This is a genomic window from Listeria rocourtiae subsp. hofi, assembly GCF_963575615.1.
GTDB classification, from domain to species: Bacteria; Bacillota; Bacilli; order Lactobacillales; family Listeriaceae; genus Listeria_A; species Listeria_A hofi.
Genome location: NZ_CAUYTL010000009.1, coordinates 33,573 through 47,782, shown reverse-complemented (window position 1 = coordinate 47,782; position 14,210 = coordinate 33,573). Strand labels below are relative to the sequence as shown.

Here is a 14,210-nt window from a genome sequence, read left to right as displayed (position 1 = left end):
TTAATCAATCCGTGAACGCAGATATCCATTGATAAATTCATCAATATCGCCATCCATCACTGCTTGGGTATTTCCGGTTTCAACATTTGTACGGTGATCTTTTACCATCGAATATGGGTGGAATACATAGGAGCGTATTTGACTTCCCCAGCCAATCTCTTTTTGTTCTCCACGAAGTTCGGCAAGCTCTTTTTCTTTTTCTTCTTGTTCTTTTTGGTATAGTTTTGCTTTTAACATTTTCATTGCCTGATCGCGGTTTTTTAATTGGGAGCGTTCAGATTGGCATGTGACAACAATCCCTGTCGGAATGTGTGTCATACGGACAGCTGAATCGGTCGTATTAATATGCTGACCGCCTGCTCCGGTCGCACGATACGTATCAATTTTCAAATCTTCTGGACGAACTTCAATTTCGATATCCTCGTCCATTTCTGGCATCACATCACACGATACGAAGGATGTATGGCGACGTCCTGAAGAATCAAATGGAGAAATACGAACGAGGCGATGAACACCTTTTTCTGCTTTTAAATAGCCATATGCATTATGTCCTTTAATGAGCAATGTCACGCTCTTAATCCCGGCTTCGTCTCCTGCTTGATAATCAAGCGTTTCGACTTTGAAATCCTTCTTATCAGCCCACCTCTGATACATCCGTAAGAGCATAGAACCCCAATCTTGTGACTCTGTTCCACCCGCACCTGGATGCAATTCCAAAATTGCGTTATTTTTATCGTAAGGCTCACTTAACATTAATTTCAGTTCGAAATCTGTTAACTTCGCCATAAAATTCGTTAATTCTGTTTCTAATTCGCTTTGCAATTCTTCATCTGCTTCTTCACGCAAAAGCTCTAAACTGAGTTCTAGATTTTCTTGCTCTTTTTCTAACTCATGAAACGCGTTATACGTATCTTTGTAACCATTCGCTTCATTGATGACCTTCTGTGCCGCTTGCTGGTCATTCCAAAATTCTGGATCCAGCATTTGATCCTCTAACTCAGCAATTCGAACTTCTATGCTGTCTAAGTCAAAGAGACCCCCTAAAGTCTTTGATTTGTTGGGCTGTTTTCTCTAGTTCATTGCGAATTTCAGCTAATTCCATTCTGAACACCTCTTTTTCATTTTTCATGCAAATAATGCATCTTTAATAATATAGCATACTTGGCTGAAAACTGCGATTAGTATCTTGACGGCATACAAAAAAACCAGAAAAATTCTGGTTTCAGCGTGTCGACAAACGTTCATCTTCGTCGTTAAAGTCTGCGCGCCGTTGCTCACATACCCAAGTATGCTCCGTGCCAGTGCTCAACTTTGCCTAGGATCTAAGCATTTGTCGACACGCTGAGGTTCGGCGAATAGTTTACGAAAAGTGTTTTTCAACATTCTGAAACCAGAAAAATTCTGGTCTTTGGTTTTCTTATTTTTCTTTACCGTGACAATTTTTATACTTTTCGCCGCTTCCACATGGACATGGATCGTTACGACCGATGTGTTGATCTTTATGAACTGGCTGTTTCTTAGCAACCGGCTTACCTTCATTCGGATCAATAGCATCACCTTTAGCCACTTGTTCTCGCTCAAGGTTTTGACGAATTTCTGCTTTCATGATGTAACGAGCAACCTCTTCATCAATCGAGCTAATCATCGCTTCAAACATTTCAAAGCCTTCTGATTGGTATTCGCGTAAAGGATCAATTTGACCGTAAGCACGTAAATGGATACCATCACGTAAATGATCCATCGCATCGATATGATCTACCCATTTCGTGTCTACTACACGTAGTAATACTACTTTTTGGAACTCATTAAATTCTTCTTCTGGAAGCAATGTTTCCTTTTCATTGTAGGCTTCATTCACTTTTTCCAAAATAAAATCTTGAATATCATTCGTTTCCATATTTTTGATGTCGTCCACACTGATTACGTCTTCTGGAAGCAAGTTCGCCTCTGCAAAATCAATAATCCCTTGTAAATTCCATTCATCGCGATCTTCTTGTCTCGGAGCATTTGATTGCACAACATAGTTCACAACGTTTTGAATCATTGGCTCGATGACAGAACGCAGGTTATTCTCAGCTGTAATAACCGCATAACGCTGTTTATAAATAACTTCACGTTGTTGGCGCAAAACATCATCATATTGAAGTACTTGTTTACGAGAATCAAAGTTGTTTCCTTCAACACGTTTTTGAGCGGACTCAACAGCACGGCTAACCATTTTACTCTGAATAGCTTCGTCGTCCATTCCAAAACGTTCCATCATCGCCTTCATATTATCAGAACCGAAACGTTTCATAAGTTCATCTTCCATAGAAAGATAGAATTGCGTCACACCTGGATCTCCTTGACGACCAGCACGACCACGCAACTGATTATCGATACGTCTAGATTCATGACGCTCTGTACCAATAACAGCTAATCCGCCTGCTTCAATTGCACCTTCACCAAGTTTAATATCGGTACCACGACCCGCCATATTTGTCGCGATAGTGACAGAGCCTTTTTCACCAGCAAATTGGATAATATCTGCTTCTTTTTCATGTTGTTTCGCATTTAGAACACTATGTGGTACGCCTTTACGTTTTAATTTGTTAGAAATCACCTCAGAAGTTTCAATTGCAACGGTACCAACCAATACTGGCTGTCCATTTGCATAACGTTCTGCAATATCTTCTACCACAGCATTAAATTTTGCATCAATTGATGTGTAGATTAAATCGGCACGGTCATCACGAATAATTGGTTTATTCGTTGGTATTTCGATAACGCGCATATTGTAAATATCACGGAATTCTTCTTCTTCCGTTTTCGCTGTACCAGTCATACCAGACAATTTCTTATACATACGGAAATAGTTCTGGAATGTTATCGTCGCCATTGTTTGCGATTCATTTTGAATAGTAACGCCTTCTTTTGCTTCAAGTGCTTGGTGCAACCCTTCACTGAAACGACGCCCTTTCATAATACGACCAGTAAATTGGTCAACAATTAAGACTTCATCGTCCTGTACAACATAGTCCACATCTAGATGCATCGTATAATTTGCTTTCAAAGCTTGCGCAATATGGTGCAATAGCGTTGAACTTTCGATATCAAATAAGTTCTCGACATCGAAGTACTTCTCTCCTTTTGTCATACCCTCTTCAGTCATATATACCGATTTAGTCTTAATATCAACTGTATAGTCTTTCTCAACTGTCAATGTTTCCACAAACGAATTAGCGCGAACATACAGAATAGTCGATTTCTCTGCTTGACCAGAAATAATAAGCGGTGTTCTTGCCTCATCGACCAATATAGAATCGACCTCATCAATTACCGCATAAGAAAGCGGGCGCTGTACCATTTGCTCTTTATAAACAACCATATTATCACGTAAATAGTCAAATCCAAGTTCATTGTTTGTGCTGTACGTAATATCAGCAGCATAAGCTTCACGCTTTTCTTCACTGGAAAGGACATTCAAATTTAGCCCAACAGAAAGACCGAGGAAATTATATAAAACTCCCATCTCTTCTGCATCACGTTGCGATAAATACTCATTGACTGTAACAACGTGAACACCATTTCCAGAAAGTGCATTTAAATAAACCGGCAGTGTCGCTGTTAAAGTTTTACCTTCACCTGTTCTCATTTCTGCGATATTACCTTCATGTAGCACAATACCACCCATTAATTGAACACGGAACGGGAACATACCTAACGCACGCTTTGCTCCTTCACGCGCAACAGCAAACGCCTCTACCAAAAGGGAATCCAATGTTTCCCCATTCTGAAAACGTTCTTTAAATTCTTCTGTTTTCGCACGTATCTCATCATCAGAGAGCTTAGCTGTTGCTTCTGCCAATGCCTCAATCTGATCTGCTTTCTTTTCTAGATACTTAATATCTTTTTTACCAGATTCAAATATCTTTTTCAATAAACCTGCCATGATCTTATTCTCCTCTACTGTTTCTATACTTTCCCTGAAGTTTGAAATCGTCGCGCTCTTCCCATTTTCTGACGCAACTGCCTTATCACAGGCACACTAGTCAATTCTACCATCTTTCGCCTGCCTTTTACAACCTGTTTTCCTGTGAACATTTCGACGCATTTCCTTTGATTCTTTATAAAAGCCTAAGCTATGCGCTTTATCTAAATAAAAAAATAATATCTTTCATTCAATTCTAATCATTCACTTTTTTATTTCTAATTTGAAATTGACAACAAAAGCCGAGATCCCCTTATTTTGGATCCCGGCTTTTAGAGGACGAGTCTAAGTTAATTCGTTTCAATCAAACCGTATTTGCCATCTTTACGACGATACACGATGTTTGTTCCATCGGACTCTGCATCTGTGTAAACAAAGAAACTATGGCCTAATAAATTCATTTGAAGTACGGCTTCCTCACTATCCATTGGTTTCAATGAGAATTCCTTTGTGCGAACAATGTCTAATTCACTATCATTCTCAAATTCATCTGGTGCAGCACTACCGTTTACTTCTGCAAAAGCGAAATAATCATGCTCGGCACCTTTATCTCGGAATTTGCGATTCACTTTTGTTTTGTGTTTACGGATTTGTCTTTCTAATTTATCTACAATTAAATCAATACTTGCATATAAATCCCCGCTCGTTTCTTCAGCACGTAATACTAAATTTTTGAGAGGAATGGTCACTTCAACCTTTGCGTTTTTATCAGAATAAACTTTAAGATTCACATGAACATTAGCATCTGGAGCCTCGCTGAAATAGCGCTCTAATTTGTCGATTTTCTTTTCAACATACTCTCTAATCGGCTCTGTTACTTCAATGTTTTCGCCACGAATGTTATACTTTAGCATAGCAATTCCTCCTTTGAAATAAAACAAATCATACTTTACAAGAAGTGAATGACTCCTTAGATACAGTCTACGTTATAATGTAGCATTTTGCAAACATTTACACGGAGCAAAATTACTATTATCCTAGCGTTTACATAGTCTGTAAGTATGACGCTGTTACTCTATTCATTCCACAAATCTTCAAATACAAACCTAAAATGATTGAAAATTTCGCTTTAACGAAAAATAGTAAGGGAAGATACGCTTTTGGCACCCGCTTCCATGAGTGCATCTGCTGCTAAATGCATGGTTGTTCCCGTTGTATAAATATCATCCACTAGCAATATTTCTTTGGAGTCGATTTGCCCTTTATTTTCTACAAAAAAGAATTGCTCTTGCCCTATTCGTTCCTTTCGATTTTTTTTAGATTGTTTCTCTGTATGTTTTCTTGTTAACGTTATTTCAAATGGGATACCGGCTAGGCGCAACAACCCCTCTGTTTGATTAAATCCACGCTCTTTTCTTCGCTCTGAACTGATAGGAAGCGGTATTGTGACGTCCTTCTTTATCAATCCCCATTGTTTCTGTAACTGTTCTGAAAAAGCTCCGGCAATAGCATAATCACCTCTGTATTTGTAAAGAGTCATCAGCTCTTTTGCGAATTCATTGTACGTGTAACAAGCAATATTTTTTTGTAAATTATTCACTTCCATATCCCACTTTTGGCAATCTGCACAAATCACTAGTTGTTCAAAGCTATCCATCGACCTACCACAGCCTTGGCAAGTGACTCCATAAATTCTGTCCAATCTGGATTCACAGGTAGAACAAATAGCCCGTTTTCTTTCTGTGATTAATAGACTGCTCCAAGAAATATTGGTTAATATCTCTCTGCCACACACTAAGCATCTACTCCTCATCTAGTAACCCCTGACGCTTCCCAAGCTTATTCATCATTTTTATTTGCGAAATAGCTAATGCCATATTTTTAGAAACACCATTATGAAAAAATAGTACATCCCCTCTTGGATATTCAATTTTCCTTCCAGCTCGACCAGATATTTGTACAAGCGCAGATTCTGTAAAAATCCTTCCCTCACTTCCAAAAACGCCAACCTGTACATTGGTAAATGTAACTCCACGTTCAAGAATAGTGGTACTACATAGCAACCGTATAGTTCCGTCACGCATTTGTTGTACCTTCTCCTTCCTCTCCGAATCAGCAGAATGAACGGTTAGTAGTGGTCCAAAACCCATTTTTTCAAGTATTATAGCCACTTGTAGCATTACTTTAATTTCCGGGAAAAATAACAATACTGGACACCCTTCGCTTAATTTTTGTTTTATCCACCGAGTTGTTATTTTCGAAACATTCCCCTTTTGCAAGCCTTTTTTCCAATCACCTATCCATACCTTCTTCGGAACAGGTAGTTGTTTGCGATGATACCTAGCTGGAACTTTCACAAAATTCCGCATTCCTCTATCGCATTCTTTTTGCCACTTCCTGTCCGGTGTCGCTGTGATGAAAATAGAGCAACCTGTACTCAATTGCGCTTTTTGAACCGCATATTCTAAAAATGGATCTTTGGCATATGGAAACGCATCTACTTCATCTATAAAAACAACATCAAACGCCTCATAGAACCTCACTAGTTGGTGTGTTGTTGCAACTACAAAACGCTCTCCATTGTATACACCTGCTGAGTCCCCATATAAACAAACCATGCCCACATCAGGAAACACTTGTTGCAGGCGAGGGAATAACTCTAAACAAACATCAACTCTTGGAGAAGCAACACACAGACGCCCACCGTTTATTAGAACCTCATTCATGCCCTTAAACATCATCTCTGTCTTACCTGAACCAGCGACTGCCCATAAAAGTAAATCTTCCTTGTCTTTAACAGCCTGATGGACCTTATCAGATGCTGCTCTTTGACCTAGTGATAATTCGCCTTTCCAAGCTAAATACGTACTTCTCTGATTCCTAGTACTTGTCGTACTAGGTGAAAAAAATAGTTTGCTGCACTCCGTTATTTTCCCCATTAGAATACAATTTCTACAATATAAACATTCCTCTGTATTACAGCGACTACATGGAGATCTAAAAAACAGTTCCTCTCTATTATTACCACATCTAAAACATAATTTCTTATTTTCAGTAACTCGTATAGCCTCAACAAACTGCATATTATCAGTGTCTGTTAGTTCTTCTTCTATGAACAATCGTCCTTCTATTTTTTTCTGCAATATATTCACCTCGTACATCTATTTATACACGAAATAAAAAAAGTTGCCAGTTACTACATTTCGATTTTCATGCTTTATTCTGTTGTTATTAACGCATATAATAAGCTAATATTCGTCTTTTCACCTTAAATCCATCCTTTTTGTAGCTCTTTTGAACTTTTTTATGCTTTTTATTTTTATTTAGATTTAGAGTATACTACAAAAAAACCTCCTAATTAGGAGGCTACAGCGTGTCGACAAACGCTCATTTTCGTTGTTAAAAACTCCGTTCCAGTGCTCACGTACTCCAGTACGCTCCGCGCTGGTACTCGCTTTTGCCTAGAAACTAAGCATTTGTCGACACGCTGAGGTTTTGCGGAAAATCATGTGAAGTAGTTTTTCTACAGTCTGAAACCTCCTAATTAGGAGGCTGAAGAAGGAGTTTGAATAGGGCAGGGCACTAACTAAGTAGGCCGGTGTCGAGTACTATATATGCGGCCTTACTTTGAACACTCATCGTCGATTAATTAAGGTTATATCCCAATTTCTATTTAATTGTCCATACCAGAGCAAGCGAGCCTTCTCCAAGGTGTGTCGCAATAACTGGACCGAAATAACTAATTTTAAAATCTATATGAGGATGAGCTGCCTGCAACTCCGCTTTCCATGTTTCTGCCTTTTCGTAACAATTGCCATGGACAATATAAGCTTGTTGCGCCTGACCATTTTCCACAGCCTCTGCTAAAAGCCCATCAATCCTGCGAAAAGCTTTTTTCTGTGTCCTGATTTTCTCGAATAAGACAATCTTTTTCTCCTCAAAATGAAGAATGGGTTTAATTTGAAGAACACTGCCAATAATGGCCTGTGCATTAGAGAGCCTGCCGCCTCTTGCAAGGTGGTTCAAATCGTCTACAATAAAATAAGCACCCATAGCATCTCGCATAGCATCTAACTGTTTCAAAACGGCCTCTAATTTCTCTCCTGAGGCTACTAATTCGGCAGCCTTTTCTACTAACATTCCCATAGCCATGCAAGCAATTTCTGAATCATAAGCTACTACTTGAACGCCTTCAACTATATTCCCAGCTGAAACAGCATTTTGATATGTGCCACTAATACCACTGCTCAGATGGATACTAATAATAGTATCGAATCCCTTATCACGCAATTTCTCATACAAAATCATGAAATCGCCTGGCGCTGGCTGAGAAGTCGTTGGAAATGTTTTTGATGCATTTGCAATACTATAGAAATTATTTTCATCAATGTCCCTGTTCTCCACGTAGGACTGTCCATCAACTGTGACCGAAAGAGCCACACTATGAATATCAAACTTATCGATTACTGCTTGGGGTAAATAAGCAGTACTGTCCGTCACGATAGCGATTTTTTCCCCCATAAAGTCACCTCTAATTTAACGATTTTATCTAATGAATACCCAACCATTTTTGATTGCAGTAACAACGGCCTGCGTACGATCATTTACTTTCATTTTTTGCAGAATACTACTTACGTGATTTTTAACAGTCTTTTCACTGATGAAAAGGGTTTCGCCAATACCACGATTACTCTTGCCATCCGTCAATAGTTGAAGAACTTCACATTCTCTGTGCGTGAGAATATGTAAAGGCATCTTGACCTCTGGCTGTTGATAACCGTAAGCACCTTGAGCGTTATTAGTGCTAGCTAAATGACGATATTCGCGCACTAATTTAATCGCTGCTTTAGGATGTATATAGGCTCCACCATCTTCTACTGTTTTAATAGCATCTACGAGATCCTTAGCATCCATCTCTTTCAATAAATACCCCACTGCCCCAGCACGCAAAGCTTCTGTAACAAACTCATCTGTATCATGAATAGTTAAAACCACTACTTTAATGCTAGGAAATTGTCTAACCAACATTTCTGTAGCGTCCAAGCCGTTTACTGTAGGCATATTTATATCCATAAGTACGATATCCGGTCGATATTCGCGCACCTTAGCAACAATGTTTTTTCCATTTTCCGCTTCAGCAACTACTTCAAATGAATCTTCTAATTCTAAAATGCGTTTTATACCTTCACGAAATAATTGATGATCATCTACAATCATGATTTTTACAGTCATAATGAGAAATCCTCCTTTAAAATTGTTATTTTTATATTCGTTCCCATTTTTTATCCCTTTAGTAGCTCAAAAGACTACTTAAAACAATCTATCGACTATATTACTATAGCTCTCTCTGTATCATTTCATGCTTTTCTAGAAGCCATTGTTATTTGCTTTGTTTTGTAGGGCTAAGCGTTCCATAAAAATGCCTAGGCGATAAAAGATTTATCTATCAAAAGTAACAATGGAATTCATTATACCATGAATTTGCTCCCACTTCACCTTTCAAATGTGCTACAAACTCATTTTCTAACTATACATACATTCATTTTTCCGTTAAACTTGTGAAAGAAGGTGACTAAATTAACTATTGGAGGCCTATATGCTAGAAAACTATTTAACAATCAGAGAAGCTGGGCAACACGAAATAATTATTGAGAAATCTAGATTTATTTGTTCTATCATTCGTGCAACTGATGAACAAACAGCTCAAAAATTTGTAACAAATGTAAAGAAATTACATTGGAACGCTAGTCATAATTGTTCCGCCTACCTCATCGGTGAACGTGATCAATATCAGAAAGCAAACGATGATGGGGAACCTAGTGGTACAGCCGGTGTTCCTATGCTGGAAGTTTTAAAAAAGAAACGACTAAAAAACGTAGCTGTTGTTGTTACAAGATATTTCGGTGGTGTTAAGCTCGGATCTGGCGGCCTGGTTCGTGCATATGGTACTGCTGTGAGTGAAACTTGTAATACACTGGGGATTGTTGAACGCTCACTCGCCATGATTATTTCATGCACTCTTGATTATTCATCGCATGCAAAGTTTGGAAATGCGCTAGAAAAAGAAGGGTATCAAATCTCAAACACTACATTCACTGATAAAGTTGTTCTTGACGTGTACGTTGACAGTGCTGACGTAGTTTTGTTCCAAGAATGGGCCATAAACTTGACAAATGGACAAGTTCAGCTACAAAAAAATGGACAAGAATATCGTGAAAAGGATGTCATTTAGATGCTAGTAGATGAACTAAGACTACTACCAACCGAATTTGAAACAGCACACACAAAAAACCAAATGATGACTTGTGATGATGCTCCTCAAATGCTAAAAATATGGTCTGATGATGATGTGACACGCTTTATGAATATTGAAACATTCACCACAATCAACCAAGCTCGTGAAATTATCTCAGCTATACTTCAAGAAGAAACAGCAAATAGGTATGTTATTTTTTATAAAGAAAACAGTGAATTAATAGGTTCTTGCGGAATTAATGAGCTGTGCATAGAAAATATGACTGCTGAAATAGGATATGAGTTGAAGAAAAGCCATTGGGGGTTAGGTATAATGACCGAAATTCTTCAAACATTTGTACACATAATCCAAACTACGACTAACATTCAAGCGTTGAAAGCAAAAGTCGATCCGGAGAACATTGCTTCTATAAGATTATTAGAAAAATTAAGATTTGATTTTGATGAGACGGCAACCGAGTTCGATATGAATACCAAGACGCTAAAAAATATAAAAGTATACAGCCGTGGAATAATTTAACTAAATCGCCATTACATACGACTTATTTTGCCTTATTTTTGATGATTTTAATGTTCATTTACGTCCCTCTTAGGTATAATAGAAAAAAGTGCATTTATTTTTGCAATGTTCTTTACTATAACTTTAAAGCAAACGTAAATTTACTGTAACAAACCAGATTTCTTATCATGGTACAATTGCATCTATTGCATATGCAAATACTTTACTTCGGGATTTAGCTAGAAATTTAATTATAAGGAGAAATAATTCATGCCTATAAACAAAAGCCCAGCTCCAAGAAGCGCAAAGTATAAACGGCGCCGGTTGGTACTTTTTTCAGTCTTGATTCCATTGATGCTAATCGTACTTGCGTGTGCTGGATATGCTACATATTTGTTCAGTTCAGCAAAGCTTGCCGTAGATAGTTCCTATGATAATGTGAGAAGTGGAGAAGCCTCATCACTACGAAATAAGGATGTCGACCCCATCAAAGATAGTTTTTCATTCCTGATCATCGGTGTAGATGACAGTACGAAACGACAAGCGAACAATGGGGGTAGCCCACGTAGCGATGCACTGATACTAGCAACGTTAAATGTTAAAGATAACAAACTTGATATGACAAGCATACCTCGTGATTCTTATGTCCACATAGAAAGTAAAGACGGTAAGACAGATAGATACACAAAAATAAATGCTGCACATGCTTACGGTGGACCAGAGTTAACTATGAAAACAGTGGAAGATTTATTTCAAGTTCCAGTTGATTATTATGTTCGTTTTAATTTTGACGCTTTCCTAGAAATAGTTGATGCTCTTGACGGAGTCGATGTAGACGTACCTGTCGACTTTACAGAACAAAACTCGAAAGACCAAGCAGGAAAGATTACCTTGAAAAAAGGAAAGCAAAAATTGGATGGAGAACAAGCATTAGCACTCTCAAGAACACGCCATATTGATAATGATATCGAACGTGGCAAAAGACAGCAACTTGTCATGAAAGCCATTATTGACAAAGCTACCTCCATAGGCTCTATCAATAAGTACTCCGACGTGATTAAAGCGGTTGGAGATAATATGAAAACAAACATGACTTTTTCACAAATGCTTTCCATTGCTAAATATGGAATGACAAACGATATCGATATGCAGTCTCTCGCACTTAAAGGGGCAGACGCACCGCAAGACGGCGTATACTACTACCAGCTAGATGAGAATTCTGTACAAAGTGTGGCTAATGAGTTCGCCGGACAACTTCAAGGTGTCAACAAACCTTTTCCAAGTGCAATGCCATATAACGAGGAAAACTAAACATAAAGGCGCTAAATACTAGGATTTATCTAGTGTTTAGCGCCTTTATTATGGTCGTTTCCTTCTTATTTTTGATAGTATATTCAAAATCGGACGATGGTTCTCTCCAATTAAACCAATAAACTCTACAATAACCTCTATACACAAGACTAGCAGTACTAATAAAATAACCGCTCCCCAGGTAGTAGAAAATGAAAATACAAATCCAGTGATAGAGAACAAAATCGCCATACAATAAATGAGCAATACGGTCTGCCTTTGGGAAAAGCCTAATGCCATAAGACGATGATGAATATGTGACCTATCTGCCATTGAAATCGGTGTTCGTGCTTTTAATCTCCTTACGATTGCAAAAAAAGTATCGGAAAGTGGAACGCCTAGAATAATTAGAGGAACCAGTATAGATATAAAAGTTACATTTTTAAAACCCATCAATGACAGAACAGCAATCATGTACCCTAAAAATAATGATCCTGTATCCCCCATAAAAATCGTTGCTGGCGGGAAATTATATACAAGAAACGCTAAGATACAAGCAATTAGCATGAACGCTACTGGTGCTACAAATATGTCTTGAAGTAGCAAGGCCATACCAGCAATAGTCAATAGCGCAATAATCGAAACCCCTCCAGCAAGGCCATCCAAGCCATCAATAAGGTTTAACGCATTCACAATAGCAACAATCCAAATAAGTGTAATTGGAATTGCCCAAGCCCCAAAATAAAGCGGCCCCATAAAAGGTATATTGATAAATTCAATCGTTATCTGCCCCCACAATACCACACAAAGCGCTGCGCTAATTTGGCCGACAAGCTTCCAACGAGGTGACAATTCAATGATATCATCAATAAATCCAGTTATCACAATAATCATCGCACCTATATAGACTGGTAAAAAGCCACTTTTGTCAACAGCTAACAATAACATACCTACAGTAAACGCGAAAAAAATGGCTAATCCGCCTAGTGTTGGTGTGATTTTAGTATGAATATGCCGTTCACGAGGCTCATCAACAGCATTTATATAAAAGGCAAATTTGCGAACTAACGGGATAATCAAAATTCCTATTAGAAAACAAATAATCATAATCCATATCTGCAAATTAATTTCAGCTCCATCCTTTAGTTTAAAACGATGTATTCCCGTCGTTTACAATAGGATTCTAGACTTTTTTCGTCTATATCCACTCCAATCCCTGCACGCTTCGGAGTCGTTATTTTACCATTGCTACTCTCGAATTCTTCTGTGATAATATCTTTCTCGAAGTAACGATTAGAAGCTGATATATCTCCTGGAAAACTAAACTCTACTCTCGATGCTAAAGCAATATTGTGTGCTCGACCAATCCCTGCTTCAAACATTCCCCCACACCAAGCGACCATATCATTTTCATTGCAGAACATAGCAATCTTAATCGCTTCTGTGAGTCCACCAACGCGAGCTATTTTAACATTAATCGCTCTGGCACTATTCAGCTTAGAAGCTTGGATGACATCGGCTAATGAACGAATATTTTCGTCTAAACAAATTGGTGTTTGGAGTTGTTTTTGTAACCAAGCATGATCCACTAAATCGTTCACACCAAAAGGCTGTTCTAGCATTGCCAGCTCATATTTGTCCATTTGTTTGAGAACTGCAATATCCTCTCTCCTATAGGCGGAATTAGCATCTACCATCAACAGAAGATCCGGAAATTCATCTCGAATTCGCTTTACAAAGTCTACATCAAAGCCCGGTTTAACTTTCAACTTAACTCTTGAGTAGCCCTCATTCACATAACTACTAACCGTTTGCAACAGCTCATCAGGATTCTCCTTGATGCCTACACTAACACCAACTGAAACATCACTTATTTTACCACCTAAGTACGTAGCTAAAGGCTGGTCAGACATTTTTGCAAAAATATCCCAAACAGCTGTTTCTATAGCGGCCTTTGCCATCTCATTTCCACGAATCGATTGAAAAATTTGATTTACCTTATTTGGTTCTTGAAGCTCAAAATTTTGGAGCAGTGGTAGTAAATGCTCTTTGATTATTAAAACCGCTGTTGCAGTAGTTTCCTCTGTATACCAAGGAGTTGCGAAGGCATCCAACTCACCATATCCCTCTATACCATCGTTTGAGACGAGTTTTATAATGCATAGGTGTTTATCCTTCATAACTCCATAACTAGTCTTAAACGTCTCCTTAAGAGGCATAACAAGATAGTATAGGGTAGCGCTTCTAATAATCATA

11 protein-coding genes and 1 pseudogene are annotated in these 14,210 nt (G+C 38.3%); 3 read left to right on the top strand and 9 right to left on the bottom strand.

All coding sequences use genetic code 11. From position 1 onward, the window contains the following. The 7 genes from prfB to R8925_RS06040 all read right to left on the bottom strand — a co-directional run bounded on the left by prfB (position 1) and on the right by R8925_RS06040 (position 9,142). Positions 1-1,102 (bottom strand): peptide chain release factor 2 gene (prfB, locus tag R8925_RS06070; protein WP_430535003.1). Its coding sequence is split into 2 segments (ribosomal slippage): positions 1-1,029 and positions 1,031-1,102, totalling 1,101 coding nucleotides; the frame shifts between segments, so codons are not numbered across the junction. A 315-nt stretch (positions 1,103-1,417) separates the two neighbouring features. Beyond that, a complete protein-coding gene (gene secA / locus R8925_RS06065) occupies positions 1,418-3,931 on the bottom strand; it encodes a preprotein translocase subunit SecA (RefSeq protein WP_430535002.1) in 2,514 nt (837 codons plus the stop codon). Between the two features lie 329 nt (positions 3,932-4,260). Next, a complete protein-coding gene (gene hpf / locus R8925_RS06060) occupies positions 4,261-4,824 on the bottom strand; it encodes a ribosome hibernation-promoting factor, HPF/YfiA family (protein ID WP_036069044.1) in 564 nt (187 codons plus the stop codon). 215 nt (positions 4,825-5,039) lie between these two features. After that, a complete protein-coding gene (locus R8925_RS06055; RefSeq protein ID WP_430539412.1) occupies positions 5,040-5,567 on the bottom strand; it encodes a ComF family protein in 528 nt (175 codons plus the stop codon). Between the two features lie 145 nt (positions 5,568-5,712). Then, a complete protein-coding gene (locus R8925_RS06050; protein ID WP_488192513.1) occupies positions 5,713-7,053 on the bottom strand; it encodes an ATP-dependent helicase ComFA in 1,341 nt (446 codons plus the stop codon). Positions 7,054-7,579: 526 nt separating this feature from the next. Further along, positions 7,580-8,431, bottom strand: coding sequence for a DegV family protein (locus tag R8925_RS06045; protein ID WP_430535000.1), 852 nt, complete (start codon positions 8,429-8,431; stop codon positions 7,580-7,582). 24 nt (positions 8,432-8,455) lie between these two features. Beyond that, the gene (locus R8925_RS06040; protein WP_036087343.1) at positions 8,456-9,142 is read right to left on the bottom strand and encodes a response regulator transcription factor; all 687 of its coding nucleotides are present in this window, start codon (positions 9,140-9,142) and stop codon (positions 8,456-8,458) included. 364 nt (positions 9,143-9,506) lie between these two features. Between R8925_RS06040 and R8925_RS06035 the strand changes: the two genes are divergently transcribed. From R8925_RS06035 to R8925_RS06025, 3 genes are all read left to right on the top strand, one after another. Then, positions 9,507-10,142 (top strand): YigZ family protein, encoded by a 636-nt coding sequence (locus R8925_RS06035; protein ID WP_430534999.1) that lies wholly within the window; start codon positions 9,507-9,509, stop codon positions 10,140-10,142. Beyond that, positions 10,143-10,685 carry a GNAT family N-acetyltransferase gene (locus tag R8925_RS06030; protein WP_430534998.1) on the top strand — a complete coding sequence of 181 codons (543 nt, stop codon included), beginning with the start codon at positions 10,143-10,145 and terminating at the stop codon, positions 10,683-10,685. Between the two features lie 249 nt (positions 10,686-10,934). Beyond that, on the top strand, positions 10,935-11,975 hold the full coding sequence (locus R8925_RS06025) for an LCP family protein (protein ID WP_430534997.1): 1,041 nt from the start codon (positions 10,935-10,937) through the stop codon (positions 11,973-11,975). 48 nt (positions 11,976-12,023) lie between these two features. Here R8925_RS06025 and R8925_RS06020 read toward each other — a convergent pair whose 3' ends face one another. Together R8925_RS06020 and menC are read right to left on the bottom strand one after the other, a co-directional pair. After that, on the bottom strand, positions 12,024-13,061 hold the full coding sequence (locus R8925_RS06020; RefSeq protein ID WP_430539414.1) for a glycosyltransferase family 4 protein: 1,038 nt from the start codon (positions 13,059-13,061) through the stop codon (positions 12,024-12,026). Between the two features lie 22 nt (positions 13,062-13,083). Beyond that, positions 13,084-14,209, bottom strand: a pseudogene (gene menC / locus R8925_RS06015) (o-succinylbenzoate synthase). Position 14,210: the final 1 nt, after the last annotated feature.

What these genes read in the sequence shown, in the direction of transcription:
- secA (WP_430535002.1), bottom strand. Translation starts at nt 3,931, where the DNA reads ATGGCAGGTTTATTGAAAAAGATATTTGAATCTGGTAAAAAAGATATT.
- hpf (WP_036069044.1), bottom strand. Translation starts at nt 4,824, where the DNA reads ATGCTAAAGTATAACATTCGTGGCGAAAACATTGAAGTAACAGAGCCG.
- R8925_RS06055 (WP_430539412.1), bottom strand. Translation starts at nt 5,567, where the DNA reads ATGGATAGCTTTGAACAACTAGTGATTTGTGCAGATTGCCAAAAGTGG.
- R8925_RS06045 (WP_430535000.1), bottom strand. Translation starts at nt 8,431, where the DNA reads ATGGGGGAAAAAATCGCTATCGTGACGGACAGTACTGCTTATTTACCC.
- R8925_RS06040 (WP_036087343.1), bottom strand. Translation starts at nt 9,142, where the DNA reads ATGACTGTAAAAATCATGATTGTAGATGATCATCAATTATTTCGTGAA.
- R8925_RS06035 (WP_430534999.1), top strand. Translation starts at nt 9,507, where the DNA reads ATGCTAGAAAACTATTTAACAATCAGAGAAGCTGGGCAACACGAAATA.
- R8925_RS06030 (WP_430534998.1), top strand. Translation starts at nt 10,143, where the DNA reads ATGCTAGTAGATGAACTAAGACTACTACCAACCGAATTTGAAACAGCA.
- R8925_RS06025 (WP_430534997.1), top strand. Translation starts at nt 10,935, where the DNA reads ATGCCTATAAACAAAAGCCCAGCTCCAAGAAGCGCAAAGTATAAACGG.
- R8925_RS06020 (WP_430539414.1), bottom strand. Translation starts at nt 13,061, where the DNA reads ATGATTATTTGTTTTCTAATAGGAATTTTGATTATCCCGTTAGTTCGC.